This is a genomic window from Parabacteroides acidifaciens (assembly GCF_003363715.1).
GTDB classification, from domain to species: Bacteria; Bacteroidota; Bacteroidia; order Bacteroidales; family Tannerellaceae; genus Parabacteroides; species Parabacteroides acidifaciens.
The window spans coordinates 1-21,660 of record NZ_QREV01000061.1; the positions used below are offsets into that span (position 1 = coordinate 1).

The following is a 21,660-nucleotide window of genomic DNA, read 5'->3' on the forward strand; positions in this document are numbered from 1 at the left end:
GCGTTTTTCAGGGTAAAAAAACATCCGAAACCGAACAAATGCTAATCTACTTTTCTGCTATCAAAAAGGGGCTTTTTCCTATGATCTGGCACCTTATCGCCATGAAGAGGGACTTTATCGCTCTGATCCGGAACTTTGTTGCTCTGAAGGTTGACTTCATATAGTGCGAAGTCAACCTTCAGAGCGATGAAGCGTTACTTCAAGGTAATTTTCTGCGCACCTCACAGCAATAAGCCTCCAAAATTTCCTTGGGATATTTGGAACGCTGTCCGTCTTTGTTCGCAAATAATCGATTCTCCGGGAGTTAAGGTTTATCACATTGCCGGTGTTTTCGTCTTTCGGTAATCAAATTGTAGGCTTTTTGGTATGAGCTCGGCACTTCATTTTCTCTGTTGTCAGCCGAGCCGGTTAAAACCGTGAAAAGAGTCAATCCAAAATCGATCAAGATTTCGGATGAAATAGAAAAACAGTCGAAACAGGGGGTTAATGTATATTTTTCAATTTGCAGAAGATCCAAAACTAAGAAAAAGTGAGCTATCCCGTACAAAAAAAGTCCCGAAGGGGATCTAAGATCAGCCTTCGGGACAAAATACACCCTCAATTTTACAACTTAGTATTTATTCAAGCCTCACGGCTGTTTAATAAAGTTCTCTTTATACCTTTTATGCAGGTAATCTATTTAATTGAGAAGCTTTCCATTCAGGAAAACCATCAATATTGGCATATACATGGAACTGTAATTTATCATCTGCCACCTTTTTCAGCTCTGTTTTAGGAGCCAGCGGCAAACACATATCATCTACAGCGAACAATGCTTTTAGCAAAACTACATCGTACCCGTCGCGAATTACCTCTTTCTGTAGTACCACCGGCACATTTAACCTTGCCAGATAATAAGCAGAACGTTCATACGCGCACCATGCATTACCTTCGAGATATAAGTAGACACCATCCTGGTTGTCTATCTCATTCATCAAAACTTTTTCGACATCTGCTACACGTTCCATAATCTTACTTATTAAGTCCTCAATCTTTTTTATACGCAATCTCTTTATATGCAATAATTATATCGCAAAGATACAGGCTTATAAGTCAACCGCTGCGATGTAAAAGTATCAATTATACTACTCAAAGCTATCAAAGAGCTGATTATCGGCTTCTTTCTTGCGCAATTCGTCCAAATTGGCAGCTGCACCCTTCACTCCGGCTGCTTTTGCCTGTTCGAGCAATCTGCCGGCTTCACTCAAGTTGCCTTCCATCAGGTTCAACACACCACGTGCATGAATCGCTTCCGGACTGTTACCCGCTTTTGCCAGGTAATTACGTGCAGCGCTCAAATCTTTCTTTGACAAAGCGATATTTGCGGCATTCAGATTGGCTACCGGATCGTCGCTATACATACGGACAGCGATCTCGAACACGTCATTATAATCCTTGCTACCGATTTCGTAACTGTTGGCAACCGCAAACATTTCACTCAAACTTAACTGCTGCGGATGAGTCTTGATAATCTCGCGGCCTTCTTCAACCGTAAATTCACGTACCGTATAATCAACACGGTATTCGGAACGGCGCAGAGACGGGAAAATACCGGCCAATACATAACGATAAGCAGCCCCGCCATTCAAAGCTCTCAATTCAGCTTCTTTCTTATCCGGGTCTTTATCGCTATTGATAATAGCCAAAACGGCATCACGGTCAGGCACCTGATTATCGGCTTCCACTTTAGCCTTGAAACCTTCCCAATCCTCGGGTACAGTTTCCAGCTTAAAGAAGCTCGATTTGAAATCATGTTTCTTTTCAATATAACCACGCAACGCTTTTACACGGTTTTCAGCCAGCACCGCATTGGATTTATAAGAACCTTCGGGTGAAGCATATCCTTTCAATACGATACCCGACAAGGTGATATTCTTATCATCCACTACAGTCTTGATCGTATTGTCGATCTTAGCCAATTCGACCGCATTGTTACGGAAATCAGGCAAAATAGCATATCGTCCCACCTGGAAATCCAAATAAGCGGTACCCACTTCGGCGCGATGTTTCACTGTTTCGGCTTCCGGAGAGATATAAGCCAGCGTCGGCATCACTTCATAGCGTTTGTCCGGACGTGTCATGACCTTATCGGCAATCAACAGCGGTTCGCCCTGCGCTTCCTTGCCGCAACCGCACATATTCGGTACCAGCACGAAACGGGCATCTTTCATCCATGATTCGAAAGGAATCGTCATCTTATAGTTAATCACGCTTTCGCTCTTTCCGGTCTGTACCACCAAAAAACGCGGTTCGTCCTGCAAGTTATTCAACGCAATCTCACGGTCATACACTTTCTGGCTGATCCGGCCGTTCAACAGGATGGATGGCAGACCTTCTTTCTGTGAAGCGGATTCCAGCACAGGAGTCAGCGTAAGATTCTCGCGCGACTTGATCTGGCTGCCGTCTACAGTAATAACAGCGTCGATCAGCAACTCTTTTCCTTGTTGTTTCAGTTCGTTACAAACTACTTTTACCGGGGCCTGAGCCAGGATAGCCGGCGAAATAACAGCCAACAAAGCGGCTGCCATATATAATTTTATTGTCTTCTTCATAGCTCCGATTATTTAATAAAGTAAATAATAGAAAGAGCAGCTTTCGTCACTCCGAAATAATCTTTATCTCCGGCAATTTTATCACCACAAACGGCACACGGATATTTGTCGTAGTCCAGATGCGCCCAACCAACACCGATCACAGCTTCCATACTCCAACGGTTACTCAACAACCACTGGTAACCATAAGACAGACCGGCACCGTAGAGATTACCTTGATAACGATTTTTCTCCATATTATCACTCAGGAATTTCATTCCGCCGACATTATAATCGGCATAATGAGCATGAACTCCAAAGAAATGACCGTTAAACTTCTCGCACAACCAATAGCGGGCTTCAGGTTGGATCATCCAGTGTTTCCAACGTGTGTCGTCACCGAACTTCCATCCGTTATAGTTTCCGGACAAGTCCAGTGTCCACTTCTTGCTCAATCCCATCTCAACCCCGAGGTTGATCGTTGCAGTAGCGTCGTACAGCAAGTTTGACTTCACCGCAAACTTCTGCCCATAGACATTAGTCATGCCAGCCAGAAGCAAAAAGAGGAAAAGTACTTTTTTCATACACTTCATTTTTTAATTATCTTTTGTTTTTCTATCCTATTATTAAACAACAATGGTGATAAAACTGTTTATTCCGATACAAAAATATAATAAGTCTTTACCACTCGCAATAGGTACACCTTTCAAGTTTCGCGGGCAAAGCTACCAAGAATTATCCAGATGATATAAATACCGATGAAAAAAGTAAGAAGAGAGAGAAATACCGATTAAAGGGAACCGATATGAAACAAATTGTTCTCTACCAAATACGATTTCTTCTAAATTCGCATTTGATAGAGAACTAATTTTAATAAGGATATTTCTATGTTATTTTATCTACTTAAAGATTTTATCACCACTTCCATATAATTCTGAAACAGTACAAAAACATTTGTCGGAAGAAAACGTATCAGCCAACATCACGTCTGTAATACTTTTGTCTATAGTAACCGGAGGATTACCCATTTTATCACTAAGTAATTGAGTAATAGACTGATTATTTTGATTAACATTAAAAAACCCCAACAAATTACTCGGATTACCATTATAAACAGCCCAAACATTTATTCTTCTTTCAGAATAACCCCACTTAACAGGACTCAATATATATTGTCCCCCAGGTTTACCTTCAGCATCACCTCCGATATCGCCACCTGAACCTCCGGAACCGCTACTTCCATCTCTTACACAGCGGACAAAACCGGCATCTTTACTTCCGGAAGGATTATAAAGAACCTTTCCATTCTTTTCAGGAGATGTCATATCATACCATAAATCGAGTGAAGTGACAGCATCTCCATTACTCGACTTAGTAGAAGTCAAATAAATTGCCCCATAACGATCGGCAGCCTCATCACCTAATTGATAGACTAACTGACCATTGCCTGCTCTTCTCAATCCCACTCCAATCTCATCTAAATTAATATCAGTAGGAGATTTTTGTTCGAGATAAGACCGACTATGTGAAGTCAATACCCCTTTCCCATAAGAGAAGAAGAGACTTTCCCCAGAGTTCCTATCAACAATCAAAGTCCCTTTTGCCGGATTGCAATGAATTCCTTCTTCTTCATTGTTAAAAGAAATTTTTCCATCATTACCCCGCGTCCAACCGGCAACCGGATCTTCATCATGGACAAATCCTTGCAACAAACTATTATTTTCCGCTATACCGGAATAATCACCACTTGTCGGCAACTTATACCCGGACGGGCAAGGCGTATTCTGATTTGTTGTCCAATCTGACACATTATTCCAACTCCACCAAGACTCTCCATAAGACTGTCCAAAACCCGGAGAATAAGGATGATACCGGGTATTATTTCCCGCCTGGTAAAAATATCCGGTTTGCGTAGGTAACTCGCCAGTTCTGCGATCGGAACTGCCATTTCCGATACAATTGAACATCGACCAGGCTACATTAGAACCCGACATTGTAGTCGGATGATATCCTTGACGCAAATAAATACGATGTTCGCAATTATTATTATGGTATTTAACCAGGACCACACCATATCGGGCCTTATCAGAGTCTGCATATGAACCATTACTATCATAATCATTCACCGGATTTGGACTATTGGGGGTATAAGTAAATCGGACATCCCCACTTTCTGTACTTTCCAGAACCTGACCCTCGCCACTGATATTCCGAGTACCGGATGAAAGCGTAAACCAGTCTCCTTTTTCGATCTTCAGACTCCACGGTCCATCCGATTTCAAAATATGATAATCTAAATCTCCTCTCGTATATTCTTTCACCTCAACATCTACAGGCTCCACATTCGCAGCTCTCTTATAAATGGCAATCGGATCAACCAAACGGGATACTTGGGAGACCTTTACCGTTTTACTATTAGTTGTCCCATTTTTAAAATTAGCTGTAATCTTAAAAGAACCTGTTTTGTAGGCATCTTGCATTAAATTTGTTTGTTGAGCCGTAGCTATAAAGGTACGGGTATTCCCTGTTCCATAAGGTCCAGACAAAGTAATTCCATTACTATTATCATTCTCTAATCGCAAGGAATTCAACAAATTCCCATCCTTAGTCGTGACAGTCACCGTCCCGGTCGATTTGTCCAAATAACCTATATAAATATCAGAAGTACTGATTTCATATTCCATATCTGCGTCAACACGCCAAGAGACTTCATCCTTTCCTCCTTGTCCACCCAGCATCAACGTTATTTTGTAATGATGGTTTCGCTGCACCTCGAAATTAGTAGTCGCGTTCTTCCCTAAAAAGAACCGGTATTTTATCGTTCCAAGTGGAGCCTTATCCCGACTATAGTTCGCCGTCACCTCGATATAAGAAGAAACCTGGTCCGTAGCTATAATCTCCTTCTGGCTGATAGGTTTTGAGAAACTTGCTGGCGTTTTATCATATCCAAGAGCAGGAGATGTTGCCTCCGATAGTTTTTTCCCAGATTCATCCACCAATGAACATTTACCCTCCGGCTGCATATTTTCATACATATAAAAGGGAACAGCTGTTGCATGGTCAGCAGCTAAGTCACTTTTCAAAAATCCTCCTGTACCGTCTTTTAACAAACAATTTGTACCAATCGCATTCGTACCCGTCAAACATCCTGTAGCCGGAACATGTATCAATTCCACTTGGGTTGGTGTTATATCGATATCTGTTGCCAGATTCTTTTGAACTTGGACGGTTATCATTGCATATATACGTTCCAGAGAAATCGAGGCTCCTCCACGGCCATTAGCGACTGTCACATCGTCACTTCCATACATTGCCATATAAATAGAGCCATCATTCTTATAACCAAAAGTCTTGGTATCCACCTCTCCACATGTCATGCCTGACATCTCAGAACCGGCATTTGCCACTACGCGAACAGAATAAGAGCCGTTAGACAAGGGAAAATTGAACGTCACCGGATTAGCCGACGTATTGGATGCCGATAAGCCTTTCATCTCCTCCGATGTCGTATAATAATATGATTTTATGGGCAAGACATTTGTCTCACCACTATTATAAATCAGAATATTCAGATCGGAAACAATCTTAGTATCTTCTTGTCCTGCTTTTGTCATAGGAGACACAACCGTACTTTGTGGCACACTCAACAGCAGATTAAGTCCATCTTGCAAATCCGCCTGATCTCCCAAGCGATCTTCCGTACAAGCAACAAATCCTAAAATAAAAGTCAATAATACGAACCAATATTTATTTCTCATTTCTATATCCTCCCCCTTAATTAAAATGTACCGGCACATCGTCCTCACTCCAGCTTTTCACATCGATTGACAAGCTATTGATAGCCTGTTTAACCGTACCTGTTACGTTATAATAGTTACCTCTTAAGATTCCTGTCGCAGTTTGAATCGGAATCTCATAAGTAAGTCTATTTATTCGGTTTTCTGTACCAGGCACTGCGCTAAAAGTCCCCGGTACCCAATCCGACCAGTCAGTCGGAAAATTGATCTGATCAGCACCGGCTTCAAAAGCATCTCCTTGTCCCCAACCACTGGACGTATTCCACTTACCATGAATAATGCCATTAACCTTTTTGCATGAACTTACTTGTTCTATTTTCTGCAAATCCCCCCGCATAACCATTATCAGTTCATTTGTATTCTTCTGATACGTATAAAATGTCAGTTCGATTATATTTCCTTTAAAAATATCAATCATATCTGTTGCCTGTGGCAACAGATTTCCTGTTTCTGCCGCAGAATTGCCCCCCTCTAAAACCAGAGGACTTGAAATTGCAATATTATTGATGACCAATGAATGATTCTCAAGCCTCCAACTCTCAACAGTACGAGTTTTTACGGAATCACACTTAACAACCATCCATTTTTCTCCTCCTTGATGATTCGTCACATTACTAATACCAAAACCATGAGATGTACCATTTTGACAAATCTCGATTTTCCCCTTCAAAGAACTTTCATTAAAATCATCTTCTTTGACGGAACCATTGTTTTGTTTAATAATCTTATTGATTAACGCCAGCACATCGTCTCCAGTACTTGTCTGAATATTATAGACAGGGTCAGACGGAGCAGCTTCTTCCATTATCAGTTTTATATGGACTTTAGCAGCAAGCTGAGCCAAATCGATCTTCTCAGTCCGGTCTTCCACCGTAAAAGTATGAACCGCAGTACCTACTTTTATCAAACTTTTAGGATCAAAGTTCAAGGTAGCCAAAGAAGCATCTTTTACCACAGTGTTTGCTAATAAAGAATATGACTGATTCAAATTCAGAGTCTCAGGATAATTTGCAATCGCCAACAATCTCACTTTCTCATTCATAGGGACAGAGAGATTTTTTACCGTATACAAATTACTGCTATTACCGGGACTTGTAATCTCCAAATTCTGGTCTGCACGAGATACATCACTACAAATATAGTTTGTTATTAACACTCCCGTTTCAGCGTTATATACGCCCAGATAAAAGCGGGATACAAATAATTCATCTTCTGTTGCGGCTTCTACGTCACCGGATTTTGTCTGTTCGGAAGCAGAAGATATCGCAAATGAGATGGAAACCGGACCAGTCGGAGCTGAAATTTCCTTTTCATCACAGCACCCTATAAAAGTTGCCAAAGAAACTATTAGCATCAGAAAGATACCTTCAATTCTCATACGTTCCATTTTACCCTATTATTTATTGTCTGTTTCTATTTCAATTATTTAGCATAGATATCACCCAAATTGATTTCGTTATAGTTCCAATCCAGAATGTGGCATTCAACAGCGCTTTCTACATCATTGCTCTGAACTTTAGCGTTTATTGTCAAACGGTAAATATAACCGGCTTCTACTTTCTCGGTATCAATGTGTTTGATCTTGATTTCACGATCGTATGCTTTACCGTTGATTGAAAAATGCAATACTAAAGCTGTTTTAGAGTCTTCTACACTTGTTTCGTTGGCAAAGGTATAAAAAGTTTTTGTAGATACGCTTTCAAATTCAACAGTTTTATCAGAGATTTCTTTTGTTTCATTGATTGTTTGGGTATTGTCGGAATTGTAGTTAGCGGAAGAAGCGATTCCTTCTACCTGGCCTGCCAGATTCTGGTTCTTTAAGCTAATACCTGTAAGGGTTACCGGGTATTTTGTGCAACCATCTGCATAGAAAACAGTCAGTTTGCTTATTTCGATACGGGCAGTACGTTGGCTAACAGTAATAGAAGCTGTTGCCGTAGGATATTCGCCATTATATTTGGAAGGAGTGCTTGCTACACCGTCGACAACTTCTACGGAGCCTTCGCCAACCTTAACCAATGCGTTCATATCACTTTCATCCAAGGCGGCTGTACGAACTTCGTTTTCCGTAGAATAACTTAAAAGTCTTTTCTGTGTTTCTGTTGATAAATTTACGATAGCGAATACTTTCTTGGATCCGTTTGCTTTTGTCAGAATTCGCGTAGCCTGATAAGCATCTCCTTCGCCGGCTGTAGCAGAACCTACGACTTTACCATTTTCAAATAAGAAGAATGTTACGTTTGATATTGTTTCAGTCTCAGCGATAGAGGTTTGCTGTCCAGCGACAGAACTCTTTGTCTGCATTCCCATATTAAAAGCTACATAAGCATATTCATCGGAAACTGTTGCCATTTCCTTATTTACATCATTCATGTAGGTGTCGTTTTCTACTGAACAAGAAACTGCTACTAATACGAAAGAAAGAACTGCTAATGTGATACCCTTGAAATTCATAACTACAATACTTTAATTTGTGAACCCTTAAAAAAATTTCCCTTAAATGTTCAGGTATTACCCTTAACCTGACACTGCAAAGGTACGGCGGGTCCACCGATCCGGACGGCGGTATGAAAATCAAGAATAAACGGTAGTTATGTCAAAATAAAAATAGATAGACACACCCTCCTGTGATGATAAAAATACCTCATACAGGGTATGTATATCATACAATCGGAGGCAGGAATCTCAAAACAGGAGGTATTCTTTAAAATCACAGCTAAAACGAGAGGTTTAAGGCCAAAAAGTTGAAGTATAATTAAAACTTTCCTCAAAATGAAGCAGCCTAAGAACATTATAAAGAGAAGTATCCTGAGTTTTTAGAATTTCACAAGCTCAACGACAATACGGAGAGTTACGATAAATACTGCAAATACGGTGGCCTCCCCCCTATCTGATCAATCTGCCTCTTAAAGAGGAAACGGTAAACGAATATCTGAAAAGCGTGTACAACACAATCGTTTTCCGCGACGTTGTCGCCCGCTAATTCCTGATGATGTAAAGTTCACTTCACCGGTTCCAACACGAAGGGGCTGAACAAAGAGTAATAATGTTCAGCCCCTGAATATCTGATTCTACCTTTTTTGATTCAAATCACTTTTCATCTTTTACACATCGAACAACCCCGTCGTTGTCATCCCCCAAAGTAATGGTTCCATCTGTTGACGTATGATAAACATTCCGTTTCGCTTTTTTATAGCTCAGAGAAGACATTGTCTGAGAGAAGATAACGGAATTGAAATTAAAGCCGCTATACGCCCTCATAATGGTAAACTCTCTCATGTTTGGAACACGCCATCCGCTTGGGCACGGATTAACCACGCTATTAGCATAAACCTGTGCTTTCGTTATTTTTTGGGTTGTCAGGTTCTTTGCAACGATGAATTTAGTATATGGCCTGTTATATTCACTTAATTCATCGGTAATCGCAATAGATCCTCCTCCGTCAGTGATAGCACGCAGGGCATTTGGCGTTACGGCCGACAAATCAATCAAAACGTTTCCATCGTTGAGCGTCTGTGTTTGCGCATAATCCGTTACTTCGTTATCTATTTTCGGTGCAGTATTTGACTCATAAGGAACTCCCAAGTTACGGACACAACGATAATCCCAGAATCCGTTATTCATACCTTGAGATCCCGTAGCAGCACCCTCTTCTGCCCAGAACTGAACATTATTACTGTTCGTATAATGGAAATCACGATAATTTCCACTATCCTCTTTCGATTCATCTCTCGTAACAGTTACCCCATTCTTCATGAGTTGCACATCCAAAGGAAGGGCATCTTTTCCCAAGAACAGACCGGTCATCTGATTCAGAGCAGGCATATACCACCGAACCTCATTATGTTCAATTTTACCATCACCATTCAAATCTCGGTTTCGCTGAAGACAGGCTTGCTGCAATAAAGCTAAATTATTTACCTTCACCAAATAGTTAGTAGCCGGGTCTATATATTTTGACCAGTCGGAATTTGCATAGCCTATATTCATATACATATTGTACCGACCATTTGACCCGGAACGATTCGCTAACGTTCCAGTATAACCTTCTATCGGCAAACGTCCATCACTTTTCCCGGAACTATGTACCTGCTCATTAACAGACTCGATACCCCAGGCTGTAGCTTGGTCAGTCCTATAAAATGTTCTGATCGGTTTCTGGCTGATCAGGAAGTTGGAAGTTGTCATACTACTTTCGTGGTCAGAACTAAATTCCGTATCACAGAGGATATGCATCTCCCGGCTATTGCCATTTACAAATTTACTCCAATGAACAGATGCTCCATTGATCGGATTCGTATAATAATAATACTCATCAATAAACACTGTAAAGGCTGCATTACCATCAGAATCATATAACGAATTAGCACCAACCGTCTCTGTTTTCTTTTCCTTCAAGAGCGCAATCAGGTCTTTAATATTGATTCGTTCCGCGGCATTTTGAGGGAATGCAACGTAGCCACTGCTTGGATATTCCCATTTATCTGAGACAGAGGTCTCGATTTCTTGACGGTTAGCATAATAATAGCTCCATCTACTTATATTGCTTTTTTCAACCTTCTTCGTGGTTTCAAAAGGCGATTCAAAACCACTACTAAGTCCGGTTACTGCCGTTGCTGAATACCCCGATACGTTACCATCCAATAACGACCGTTGCTTCAAATCAGAATATCTATATGTAACAATAGTCCCTCCTTTATTTACTTTTTGGTTTTTCACAAACCAAACCCATTTATAATCTTTGGCATCATCACCCCGTCCATCCTCATCAAACGGTGTCTTTACGCGGAAAGAGGCCGCCTCGGAAACGTTATCTTTGTTAAACACAATCCGGTCAACCACATAATGGGCATCCACATAATAGAATTGTTTGGATTTCACAACATCACCTTCCGCACCGGGCTGGTTTTCGATAACTCCCGTTTCTTCGTCATTCGAAGATGTTACTTCCAATTCTATATTATCGACACCGTTGATCGTCACATTATAGGTATATTGGGTATTACGTTCACTCTTGAAGTCAGAAGCGCCATGTACATATCCCAAATGAATGGTATATTTCACTTCTGCCGTTTTCTCTTTAAGATCGCCTGATTCATCCAGGTATTTTTCATAGTAAGAACCGATCATTTCAACATAGGTCGCATATTTATGTGCATTGATATAATCGCCATTCCTACCATTGTTAGGATCCTTATACTGTCTTTCTCTCTCCGCATAATCGTTAATTGCGTTTAATGCCCGCTTACGATTCTCAAACATATAAAAAGAGAAGTTACCGCCAATGGTATTGCCACCATCAAAAGTTTGTTCATCGAAATTCACATACTCCCCGTCTATTTTTGTATCATGATAGCCGGTAGCAGCATCTGCCTCCTCGGAATCGCCCACAACATCATGCGTACTTCCTACTACATCGCTATATGTTCTTTCAAATAAATAAGAAGAAACCGGTACATTAACGACACGATATCCTTTAGGAACGAATGTGATTGATTGAGTAGTCTCTCCATTCGGCTTTTTTCCGCTTTTAGGAGATGTCCTTACTTTAAAGTCCATACGGGAGTCCAGATGGATCAAATAAATTTTCCCGTTAGTCGTAAGGTGGCCTTCTCCGTCGATTGAGACATCCCCGCCCGTCAACGAAGCCGTCGCCGTATTTGCATCAGGGGCAAAAGAACCGCTCATCAGAAAACGGCCGCTACCACGGTCTACCGGAGCTTCAGGACTGGTCAAGTCTACGGCCAATTTTTCCAAATCGCTCAATGTCTCAACATCTTCCAATGCTTTTGTCAGCTCATATTGTGTCCTTTCTCCTACATTTGCGATAGCAAAAATCTTCTTCGCACCCGAGGTTATATTCAGCGTGATAGCCCCAGCCGTAGTTCCACCATTGTCACCTTTCTGAGAGGTAATGCCAAGCTCGCTTCCGGTAAACAGGGAGCCGAATTCTTTCACGTAAGCATTGTTTTGCAGTCTAAACACATAAACGTACATATCATGCACAGTATATTCGACCGTAGGGGAAAGTGCACTTTTCGTTACAACTTTGTTACCTCTATCTTCCGATGCGAAAGACAATTTCGCAACAACCGGGATTCCTTCCTCTACCTGCCCACCTTTCTTGATCAGATCTTCATCCTGACAAGCATTAAAAAGAAACAAGCCTAAAATGAAGGTGATAATATATAAATTCTTATATCGTTTCATATCCAATGTTTTTTATTTGTTATTCAAATGCCGGAATTGTAACAGTCGCAGACTTAAATGATTTAACCTCCCACTCGATCTTACAATCAAATGCCCTATCGATAGACAGATTTCCTGTCACTTCATAATAGTGGCCATGTACAAAACCGTTTGTCGAACACTTGTCTTTTACATAAGTCGGTAACAAAGACAATTGATATATCTTACTCTCGACATACAGACTGTTGTAACTAAGTTTCACCGGTACCATTATTGTTACTGCTTCATTTTTCTCGTATGTATAGAAAGATATCTTATTTTCAGAGATTACAACATTGGATTTATTGCCTAAAGTCGAAGTACCAAAGTTATATCCGTTAATATCATATTCAGGTAAAAAGATCTTAGATTGAATATTTATGCCATTTACCGTATTATTCTCCAATTCAGTAGTCCAACCACTGCCTATCGTCACATTGTATGTCACATCGACCCGTGCCGCCACCTGGGTAAGCGGAACGACAATTGTCTGTTTAACGGCAGTTCCCAATGTTTCGGTCACCTCGCCGAACTTGATCAGGTTTGAAGCGGTAAGCGGAGCTGCGTTTGCATTATCGTGTTTGACTGATTGCGCTTTAAAGGCATCATAGGTATTCAAAGCTTTCAGTTCCGCTTCTGATAAAACAGGGTTGGCAACAACCAAGACCTTCACGTCCCCTGACCTCGTTTCAATATCCGTAACTTTGTACGCTTCTTTCGAATCATAAGTATCATTGGATACTCCATCAAAAATAGAATACTTAAACCCGACCATTTTGCCGGAAGCAGCATCAAAGATAGCAATCGCACAAGTCTGAATCTTTATTTCGTCGGCTGTCGCATAGGTATATCCGGGAGCAAAAGCCTTTGTTTCAACTCCCTCGGAGACCAGTGTGATATCAAAAGAGGTATCACTTTTTGCTGTTACATCCGGCCCGTCGACCATCGATTCCTTCGAACAGGAAACCAGCATCAGGCCTATTGCAGATATTAATCCAACTATATTCTTCAATTTCATAATATATAAATTTACCCGTTTATACTCTTATTAGTTATTTACTCTAACTTCGCTCATATCTACAGACACCTCATTGTGTTCCCAATCCTGAGTGTAGCAAACAACGTCTGTATCGACAGCATGCGTGTTAACCGTCATATTCACTTTGATACGATACAGATAACCTGCATTCACATAATTGTCGCTTCCGCTTCCTTCAAAAGAGGTAGAACCGTTAGACTTGTTGATCATATAGGTCTTTGTAACGGTTTCACCCTGCATGCTGCCTTCATCATCGATACGGAATGTCAATGTCATTTTTACAGGAGAGGCTGCATTCGTGTTAGCGTAAGAATAAACAGTAGTGCCAATCTCATTTGTACCGGCTGCCAAAGCCTTAGTCATTGTAGCTCCTTGCGTATTATCTTTATCCAAAGTAGCCTCTGTAAATACATTGCTCTTCTTATTGATATTCTCAAACGATACGGAAGTCAGCGTAACTGATTTTTCTTTCTGTATGGTACCTGTTGCGTATGTAACATTAAATTCAGACAACTGGATTTTAGCAGCTACCTGAGCAACCTTTATTACCACGGGCATTGTGTTTTCTGCAGTCAGAGCCGTTGAAGCAGAACCGAACCCTACAGGAAAATTAACCGCCTCTTCACCCTGTTTAACCAAGGATGCCGTACTGTTAGGATCGACAGTAACCACCTTATTTAATGCGGTACGAGTTGTCGCGCTTAAATAATCAGCAGGATTAGCAACATTGACGATTGCGATAACGCTCAAACCACTTCTAACCTTAGTCAGGAATGTTACATCGTTCACTTTACCATCTGTTATATCGCTGGATGTTCTTACAGCCAAAACATCATTTCCTTCCATCAAAGCCAGTACGCAATTCTCTAACTTTGTTTCTTTATCTCCATTGGCTGGTTCAGTCGCTTTAGTCAGAAGAGCGCTGGACGATAAATTAATGCTTAATACCGCTTCTCTGTCTGAATTCCGGTTCAGAAGTTCTTTTGATGTATCATTCATCATAGTGTCGTCTTCCATAGAGCAAGATGCCATTGCAACTAAGCAGCAAATAATCGATAATATATTCTTCAGTTTCATAACCTAATATTTTTTCGTTTAACTTACATTGCAAAAGTAGGGTGAATATTAAGATTATGCGATAGGTGAGAATGTCAAGATTAATAGGTGAAAATACCAATGTATTAAATTGATAGATGTGCCCTTAAAATACGATAGAAACACCTTAAAACAGATGTTTTTCAACTTCTCAACTACTGTATGACAAGAATTTACAAATTCATTGCCCACTTTTTACAAATTGAATTATATTAGGTTGTTTTTCAAAGCGTGCAAGCAATTACACGCAATAAATACCACTCAAATATAGCTATTTTTAGCCATATTTATCATCTTAATAACACATTATATTCATCATATACTTGATAATTATATTCCAAACAGGTACTTCAATGGCTGCAGGGGCACAAGTTGCTCTATAGGATTTTTGGCACACCTCCCAAATATCGATAAATATATATAGCCACCCGGAAAAAAAGAGTAACTTTGCATATACTTACTAAAAAACAATCGGTTATGGAACAAGAGGACAGATACATCCGTTTTGATTGGGCAATAAAGCGCCTGTTACGGAACAAGGCAAACTTTGGGGTGCTGGAAGGGTTCCTCACTGTTTTGCTGAATGAAAAGGTTGAAATCATTGAACTGCTCGAAAGTGAAAGCAACCAGTTTACAGCTGACGACAAGTTCAATCGTGTGGATATCAAAGCGAAAAACAGTAAAGGAGAGATCATCATCGTGGAAGTACAAAACACGCGTGAACTATATTATCTGGAACGGATCCTCTATGGAGTAGCAAAAGCCATCACTGAACATATATCATTAGGGGAACGCTATTACGAAGTGAAAAAGATATACTCTGTCAGTATCCTCTATTTCGATATAGGAAAAGGGGACGACTACCTCTATCACGGACAAAATATATTCAAAGGCGTACACACCGGCGATCGCCTGGAAGTCAGTACGAAAGAGAAAGAGGCTATTGTACGCAAACTCCCGGCCGAAATATTCCCGGAGTATTTCCTGATCCGCGTTAACGAATTCAACAAAGTAGCCATTACGCCTCTCGAGGAATGGATTGAATACTTGAAAACAGGGCGTATACGTCCCGGCACCCAAGCACCCGGCCTGGAAGAAGCACGTCAAAAGCTTGCCTACTACAGCATGAGTCCTAAGGAACGCCTGGAATATGATGAACATGTCAATGCCATACTGATACAAAACGATGTTCTTGACTCTGCCAAACTCGAAGGGAAAATCGAAGGGAAAATCGAAGGGAAAATCGAAGGAAAGATCGAAGGGAAAATCGAAGGCAAGATCGAAGGGATGCATGAAGCGGCCCGCAATATGAAAAAACTGAACCTTCCCATAGAGATAATCATGCAGACTACCGGTCTTTCGGCTGACGAGATAAACGAATTATAATTCTTAGGAAGTACGTTCCCCTTCCTCACAATTCAAAAACAATACATCAAAAGAACAGACATAAAAAAAGGCAACCTGCATCGCAGATTGCCTTTTTATAGGTAGTATTTTAATCAATTAATTAGCATCTTCTTCGTTTTGTTCGATTACATTCCAAGGAGCGACCTCAATAACTGCAGCAACATGAGTGTTCAATAGAATTTCGTCTTCGTTAGGAGAACCTTCACCCGTAATGGTAATATTCAATTTATATATATAGTTCTTCAAAACTTCAGGAACACTAGTTGATGTGTTATCTTTCAAAAGAACACGCAGATGTCTTATCGAGGGCTCACCTGCCGCATTTGTAAAATTAACAATAAGGATAACACCTGTTTCATAGATACCATCTGTATGCGCTTCTTTTACTTCTGTTGTAGTTCTCGGAACATTTGAAAAGATGTACTTTTGATATTTATTATTTTTAAATGAGATCTTTTTCTCTGCTAAACCTGTCGTTTTATAATCATCACCACCATAAGCCATAAAGAATGAAGTATTCTCTTCACTATTCGGATCAATCCAGTACTGCGAAGCTTTATATGCATCAGATTCGTAACCTTTTACATAATCGCCCTCACCACCTACAAATGTAGATTCATTTTTAATATTCGCCAAAGCGATCCCTACTAGTTCAATCGTAGCGTTCGGATATTCTGTTATGCTTAATGTCACTGATTCTACCTCTACCCTTGAAATCAAACGGGTCAGAACTACATGATCGCTTGTATTATAGCTTGATGGCGCAACTTGTGCAGCATCATTATCAGCATTACTAGGCACTACTCCTCCACCATCTTTAACCCAGTTTTCCCAATAAGTTGTAGTCTCATTATTTTTGGTAATAGTCGGTTTAAGTCCTTCTATTCTAATTGTTTTACTAACCATTGGAAGATAAGTACCGATAGCATATTCATTTGCCTTTTTCGTCAAGACAGCCTTTTTCAAAGCACCCAAAGTCGCAGGTGCAGAAACGTCATTCAATTCACAGTTACCCAAAAAGACAGCAGTAAATACATCACTAGAAGATGTACCATCAGCATTAGGAGTTACCTTTACAATTATATGCTTGATCTCATTTATTGTAGTTTTACCACCTTCGATATCTGCTTCTGTAAGTGCCTCAGTTTTAGAAGCGACAAAAGTAGCATCATCATCAGTCGGTTCTCCTTTATATATCAAAGCCGTCAATTTTTGCACATTGCCCTCATTTGTTATAGCTTCCACATCCGCTTTCGTCTGCATAGCAGCAGTCACCCCAAAAGATACATAAGCATCCACCGGTCCCATTTGCGAATAGTCTATCGTTTCATCTTTTGAACAGCTTGCCATCGTGCAAACTGCCAAACTTACTAAAAAAATATTCCGTAGTTTCATCAGTTTATATTTTTAATCGTTTATACTTTTATTTATTTTACCCTCGTACTTATTTTACTATGGATACCTGGTGAACATCTCCCCAGCCAATTACCTGAACGCTAACTGTCAGATCACCCGTTGTCGGAGCAGGAGGCGTCGGTGGTGTTGGAGGTGTCGGATCTTCATCTCTAATACCAGTGAAACTGTTCGGACCGAAAGAAATATTCAGACGGTAGATATAGTTACGTTTCACATATTTGTGAGCCTCGCCTCGACCAGGAAGCACTGTTCCATTTTCATTGATAGTAGCAGCGAATGCTTTTGTTTCAGCCTGATAACCATTAGAAGCCAGAATAGTAGCGTTGATCACGATCTGTGTCGGATTGTTCTCATCTGTATTTTCCATTACATATTGGCGGAAAGGAACAGTTGCGATCGGCAAGTTCTGTCCCACTGTTACAGGCGAGCCATCAGCCAAATTTCCATCAGCCATCACCGCACCCCAATAAGCCGTACTGGCAAAGCGGGAAGCTGTCTTCTGGTTAGCCAGATAGATACTGTTAATCCGGACGGTACGTCCTCTCAAAGATGCTTTCGAGTCGAAATTCGTCGTTGCGCCGACCAACTCAATACGGGCTGCCAGACGGGTTAATTCCAGCGGAGTATTGATGTTGTTGATATTCGTTTGTGAAGTATATCCGATATAGTTGTCACCCTCCGCTAATTCAGCACTGGCTGCAATCACTTGGGCACTCATGGCCAGATTCGTTTGTGACTGATCAGATAACTGAGCCAAACGATCCTGAAATGCAGCATAGGTAGTTACTCCACTAAATGCATTTTCCGGAACATTGGCAAGAACGGCAATCAAAGCATTTGTTGCCTTTGTCGGGACACTTAGGATAGTTGTTACATCATCTGCAGTCGACATCCCGTCTGTCCAATACGGATCAACCAAAATCTGCGAACCATCAGCAGAAAAAGAAAGGACTGTTACACTATTTATATTTGTCTCGCCATCCAGAGCATAATCATCTCCGCCCGCTTTCAGGTTTGATCCGGAAAGGGAAGGTTTCAAAGAGATATTTACTTTGGCATCCTTCAGGTCCTTCACGTTTATTGGCTGGCTGTCTTTCGAGCAGCTCACCAGGGCAGCCAACGATAAACCGATTGCTATTATATTTCTTAGTTTCATATCTTTACTTCTTTAGAGATTAAAATTCGATATCATCGTTTACGACACCCCAAGGAGTAACACGCGAACGGATTGAAATATTACCATCTTCGAACTGAATAACAACATCCAAACGTCCACCTTCAGGTATATCGAATGATTTTCCATTAATATCTTCATAGATTGTTTTATCGACAGCGCCATTCTGACTTTTCACTCTGACACCCACTCTTTCACCCGAAAAAGAGTTCTGCTTTCCGCCGGTGTCCTCCCTGTCGATAACGCCTGTAGTCAACCATTCGATAGCCTGGTCATCATACTGTCCTTCCGGATTGTAGGGGATGGAGTCGCCAAGTTGCTTACCAGTAGCATCGTAAGTATCTAATGTTTTATTGATATAAAAATCAAAATCACCGGAACTCTTCAATCCGTAAAAATCCAATGCAGTCTGCAAACCATCAGTCTTAATCGTATAAGTTCCGGTTTTCAAGCGGATGACAACTTCACCGTCTCCACCAACGATACCGCTACCCAAAGAAGTCACTTCTTTCGTCCCGAAATACAAACTGTCGGGCGACTGCGCATAACCGTCACCGGTATTTTTCAATTGAAGTTTCAGATCGTCCATATTTTTAGGCTGAGTAACAGTTTGGTTTCCTCCTTCCAAGTTACCCCAAGCCACAATATACAATTTAGTATTATCCGGATACTTATCCAGTTTAATCTCATTTTTTGCCAAGATAAAATCTTTATCCAGATCACGCGCTTCCAAGAAGTTCTTGTTTGCATCGAAGATATACAATGTTGCATCCGTAACCAATCCCAGACGGGTAATATCGGTTATTTCATTACCAGACAAACCCTCTACCTTTAAAGTCAGCTTGCTACATTCAGCCAGATCATCCTTGATACAACTGGTCAACAGTGCAGCAAGCAAACCGGCTACCAGTATAAGAGACTGCTTTATTATTGCTATATGTTTCATAATAATTTATTTTTATATCTTATTATTACCCTATTTCTTATTAATCTACCGGTTGATCGATTTCGATTACATTCCAGTCAGCAACCTTTACCTGTGCGGCAACGTGAGCAAATGCAGGAGGATCGAAAGGCGTGGCAGAACCAGAACCCAGAATCTGAAGCGTGATAGTGTATTTCGTGTTACGCTCGATATGGACATTTTCCTTACTTTCATCATTACTGTCCACCGTACCGCCAAGGCTGGTATCATTTACGATCACAGCATAGTAGCGGTCATATTCCGTTTTCTCTTCATTATTGATCGAATATGTATAATCACCTTTTAATACCAGCAGTGTATAATTCTTTTTTCCATCCACCCCTGTTTGACCGTCTTGGTTCGGGTAAACATAACAGGGAGGAACTACGGCATTATTTTCATTTTTCCAGGCAAGTGTTGTTCCATTTTCACCTTCTCCTTGTGTTGCAGAAATATTTTGGGAAAACTTTAAATCATATAACATCGTGTTATCGCCTGTTGAAATCCCTGTTTTCAGACTTCCCGTCAGATTGGCAAAATCTTCAGGTGCCAGGTAATTAGATACACCATTGTCGAAAACCGGAGCTTGTTCTATAAATTTCACATCCTCACCCCAAGTTCCTAATCCGGCCGTGCTCTTTACATTGGCAACAAAAGCAGAATCCAACTTAAAGCGAACACTTTTATATTCCGGTTTCTTTGCATCCGGATTTTCCGGTAAGATAATACCTTCCAAGTTAATGGCAGCTACTCTACGAACTAACTCAACCGGAGTAGGGCCATGAATTTCCGTTCCAACACCAATACCGTCTGCCGGATCAATACGGCCTGTAGGTCCAAAACCAACATAATTTATACCCGGAACAATCGTTACAGGAATCAGAGCACTACTCATAGAAAGGCCATTGCCACTATTTTCTATGCTTAAATCAGTAGTCATCTGCAGGACTTCTTTAATAGATTTGCGTTCAGCAGGATTAGCGCTATTACTTGAAGTTGCCAGTTCGTTAATTTTGTCTGTCGGCAAATTTGCGAGAAGCAGCAGAAAAGCACTTCCGGAAGCTAAATCGGCTTGTTCAATTATAGGAGCATCCGTAATTTTTTCCCCGCTATAGTTTTGTGTAGCAACAGCAGCAACTGATCCCACAGGAACATTGCTATCAGAGTAGGCTCCACCACCATTATTAAAAACAACAAGTGTCAGATTCTTCACCTGGAAGTCCCAAGTAATCTTGCCTACCGCCGCTCCATCTGCGATAAACCCGCCTTTCGTCTTTACCCTACCATCAGTTTGTACCGCCAGTGACAATGTTGCATCCGGCACGACAGGCGTAATCGTTAGATTGACCGGTTCATCATTATCTGAGCATGAAAAGAATGCACAAACCATTAACATTATTAGAAAGCAACTTTTCAGTTTCATAATATAGATATTATTTTGTTTTACCTTTTAAATAATCACAATACAAAGATAGAGATAAATAATGTGAAAAAGATAGGTAGTACTCTCGTTGTTTATAGACGAATCTATCAAACTGTAAAAGTGAGAGTTTTAGCCCGTATCGTGCGATATACACCCACTTTTCAGGTGAAAATTGAAAGTTGAAAGTTGAAAGTTAAGGAGAGCACAAGCTTTATTCACTTTCTACTGTCATACTATCATAAGACAGGCCTATCTTTCTATCTATCAAGATATAAAAGCATGATAGTCACCCTTTTTAACTATCATTCCTTTATCATCGATCTATCATACTCTTGTCATCTTACAAAACTTATCAAATATCTGCACTTTATTATATAAATCATACGACTAAAAATCAAAGCCACAGTAACAAAAAGTGCCCAACATGGGGGTGTACAACTATTTCTACACCCCCATGTTCAGGTCCTCGACATCCGAGTGTGACCGACTCGATCATCCGGGTGTTCCTTCACTTTTATGCTTACTTGCATCATCTTTAATGGTATGT

At 40.6% G+C, this 21,660-nt stretch carries 14 protein-coding genes; 1 reads left to right on the plus strand and 13 read right to left on the minus strand.

Features of this window, described 5'->3' with window-relative positions:
• Nucleotides 1-662: 662 nt before the first annotated feature.
• The 9 genes from DWU89_RS17805 to DWU89_RS17850 form a co-directional block, all read right to left on the minus strand.
• Entirely contained in the window at nt 663-1,007 is a 345-nt protein-coding gene (locus DWU89_RS17805; RefSeq protein ID WP_115500981.1) for a hypothetical protein, read from the minus strand.
• Nucleotides 1,008-1,124: 117 nt separating this feature from the next.
• The gene (locus tag DWU89_RS17810) at nt 1,125-2,591 is read right to left on the minus strand and encodes a DUF3868 domain-containing protein (RefSeq protein ID WP_115500982.1); all 1,467 of its coding nucleotides are present in this window, start codon (nt 2,589-2,591) and stop codon (nt 1,125-1,127) included.
• A gap of 8 nt (nt 2,592-2,599) precedes the next feature.
• Nucleotides 2,600-3,154: a DUF3575 domain-containing protein gene (locus tag DWU89_RS17815; protein ID WP_115500983.1), complete on the minus strand. Its 555-nt coding sequence runs from the start codon at nt 3,152-3,154 to the stop codon at nt 2,600-2,602.
• A gap of 315 nt (nt 3,155-3,469) precedes the next feature.
• Nucleotides 3,470-6,328: a DUF4906 domain-containing protein gene (locus DWU89_RS17820; RefSeq protein WP_158543403.1), complete on the minus strand. Its 2,859-nt coding sequence runs from the start codon at nt 6,326-6,328 to the stop codon at nt 3,470-3,472.
• 16 nt (nt 6,329-6,344) lie between these two features.
• Complete coding sequence (locus DWU89_RS17825) at nt 6,345-7,754, minus strand: hypothetical protein (RefSeq protein ID WP_115500985.1); 1,410 nt, start codon at nt 7,752-7,754, stop codon at nt 6,345-6,347.
• A 35-nt stretch (nt 7,755-7,789) separates the two neighbouring features.
• Nucleotides 7,790-8,821 (minus strand): hypothetical protein, encoded by a 1,032-nt coding sequence (locus DWU89_RS17830; RefSeq protein ID WP_147292143.1) that lies wholly within the window; start codon nt 8,819-8,821, stop codon nt 7,790-7,792.
• Nucleotides 8,822-9,457: 636 nt separating this feature from the next.
• Nucleotides 9,458-12,577 carry a fimbrial protein gene (locus DWU89_RS17840; protein ID WP_115500987.1) on the minus strand — a complete coding sequence of 1,040 codons (3,120 nt, stop codon included), beginning with the start codon at nt 12,575-12,577 and terminating at the stop codon, nt 9,458-9,460.
• A gap of 19 nt (nt 12,578-12,596) precedes the next feature.
• The gene (locus tag DWU89_RS17845) at nt 12,597-13,613 is read right to left on the minus strand and encodes a fimbrial protein (protein WP_115500988.1); all 1,017 of its coding nucleotides are present in this window, start codon (nt 13,611-13,613) and stop codon (nt 12,597-12,599) included.
• 30 nt (nt 13,614-13,643) lie between these two features.
• Nucleotides 13,644-14,711, minus strand: coding sequence for a hypothetical protein (locus DWU89_RS17850; RefSeq protein ID WP_115500989.1), 1,068 nt, complete (start codon nt 14,709-14,711; stop codon nt 13,644-13,646).
• 495 nt (nt 14,712-15,206) lie between these two features.
• On the opposite strand from DWU89_RS17850, the gene DWU89_RS17855 reads away from it, so the two are divergent.
• Nucleotides 15,207-16,115 carry an Rpn family recombination-promoting nuclease/putative transposase gene (locus DWU89_RS17855; protein ID WP_115500990.1) on the plus strand — a complete coding sequence of 303 codons (909 nt, stop codon included), beginning with the start codon at nt 15,207-15,209 and terminating at the stop codon, nt 16,113-16,115.
• 117 nt (nt 16,116-16,232) lie between these two features.
• Here the strand turns inward: DWU89_RS17855 and DWU89_RS17860 are convergent, their stop codons facing one another.
• Genes DWU89_RS17860 through DWU89_RS17875 form a run of 4 tightly spaced genes read right to left on the minus strand, consistent with a single transcriptional unit; the run spans nt 16,233 to nt 21,113 of the window.
• The gene (locus DWU89_RS17860) at nt 16,233-17,531 is read right to left on the minus strand and encodes a fimbrial protein (RefSeq protein ID WP_115500991.1); all 1,299 of its coding nucleotides are present in this window, start codon (nt 17,529-17,531) and stop codon (nt 16,233-16,235) included.
• A gap of 49 nt (nt 17,532-17,580) precedes the next feature.
• Nucleotides 17,581-18,708: a fimbrial protein gene (locus tag DWU89_RS17865; RefSeq protein WP_115500992.1), complete on the minus strand. Its 1,128-nt coding sequence runs from the start codon at nt 18,706-18,708 to the stop codon at nt 17,581-17,583.
• Nucleotides 18,709-18,727: 19 nt separating this feature from the next.
• Complete coding sequence (locus tag DWU89_RS17870; protein ID WP_115500993.1) at nt 18,728-19,672, minus strand: FimB/Mfa2 family fimbrial subunit; 945 nt, start codon at nt 19,670-19,672, stop codon at nt 18,728-18,730.
• Nucleotides 19,673-19,712: 40 nt separating this feature from the next.
• Nucleotides 19,713-21,113 carry a fimbrial protein gene (locus DWU89_RS17875; protein ID WP_115500994.1) on the minus strand — a complete coding sequence of 467 codons (1,401 nt, stop codon included), beginning with the start codon at nt 21,111-21,113 and terminating at the stop codon, nt 19,713-19,715.
• Between the last annotated feature and the right edge of the window lie 547 nt (nt 21,114-21,660).

What these genes read in the sequence shown, in the direction of transcription:
- DWU89_RS17805 (WP_115500981.1), bottom strand. Translation starts at nt 1,007, where the DNA reads ATGGAACGTGTAGCAGATGTCGAAAAAGTTTTGATGAATGAGATAGAC.
- DWU89_RS17810 (WP_115500982.1), bottom strand. Translation starts at nt 2,591, where the DNA reads ATGAAGAAGACAATAAAATTATATATGGCAGCCGCTTTGTTGGCTGTT.
- DWU89_RS17815 (WP_115500983.1), bottom strand. Translation starts at nt 3,154, where the DNA reads ATGAAAAAAGTACTTTTCCTCTTTTTGCTTCTGGCTGGCATGACTAAT.
- DWU89_RS17820 (WP_158543403.1), bottom strand. Translation starts at nt 6,328, where the DNA reads ATGAGAAATAAATATTGGTTCGTATTATTGACTTTTATTTTAGGATTT.
- DWU89_RS17825 (WP_115500985.1), bottom strand. Translation starts at nt 7,754, where the DNA reads ATGGAACGTATGAGAATTGAAGGTATCTTTCTGATGCTAATAGTTTCT.
- DWU89_RS17830 (WP_147292143.1), bottom strand. Translation starts at nt 8,821, where the DNA reads ATGAATTTCAAGGGTATCACATTAGCAGTTCTTTCTTTCGTATTAGTA.
- DWU89_RS17840 (WP_115500987.1), bottom strand. Translation starts at nt 12,577, where the DNA reads ATGAAACGATATAAGAATTTATATATTATCACCTTCATTTTAGGCTTG.
- DWU89_RS17845 (WP_115500988.1), bottom strand. Translation starts at nt 13,613, where the DNA reads ATGAAATTGAAGAATATAGTTGGATTAATATCTGCAATAGGCCTGATG.
- DWU89_RS17850 (WP_115500989.1), bottom strand. Translation starts at nt 14,711, where the DNA reads ATGAAACTGAAGAATATATTATCGATTATTTGCTGCTTAGTTGCAATG.
- DWU89_RS17855 (WP_115500990.1), top strand. Translation starts at nt 15,207, where the DNA reads ATGGAACAAGAGGACAGATACATCCGTTTTGATTGGGCAATAAAGCGC.
- DWU89_RS17860 (WP_115500991.1), bottom strand. Translation starts at nt 17,531, where the DNA reads ATGAAACTACGGAATATTTTTTTAGTAAGTTTGGCAGTTTGCACGATG.
- DWU89_RS17865 (WP_115500992.1), bottom strand. Translation starts at nt 18,708, where the DNA reads ATGAAACTAAGAAATATAATAGCAATCGGTTTATCGTTGGCTGCCCTG.
- DWU89_RS17870 (WP_115500993.1), bottom strand. Translation starts at nt 19,672, where the DNA reads ATGAAACATATAGCAATAATAAAGCAGTCTCTTATACTGGTAGCCGGT.
- DWU89_RS17875 (WP_115500994.1), bottom strand. Translation starts at nt 21,113, where the DNA reads ATGAAACTGAAAAGTTGCTTTCTAATAATGTTAATGGTTTGTGCATTC.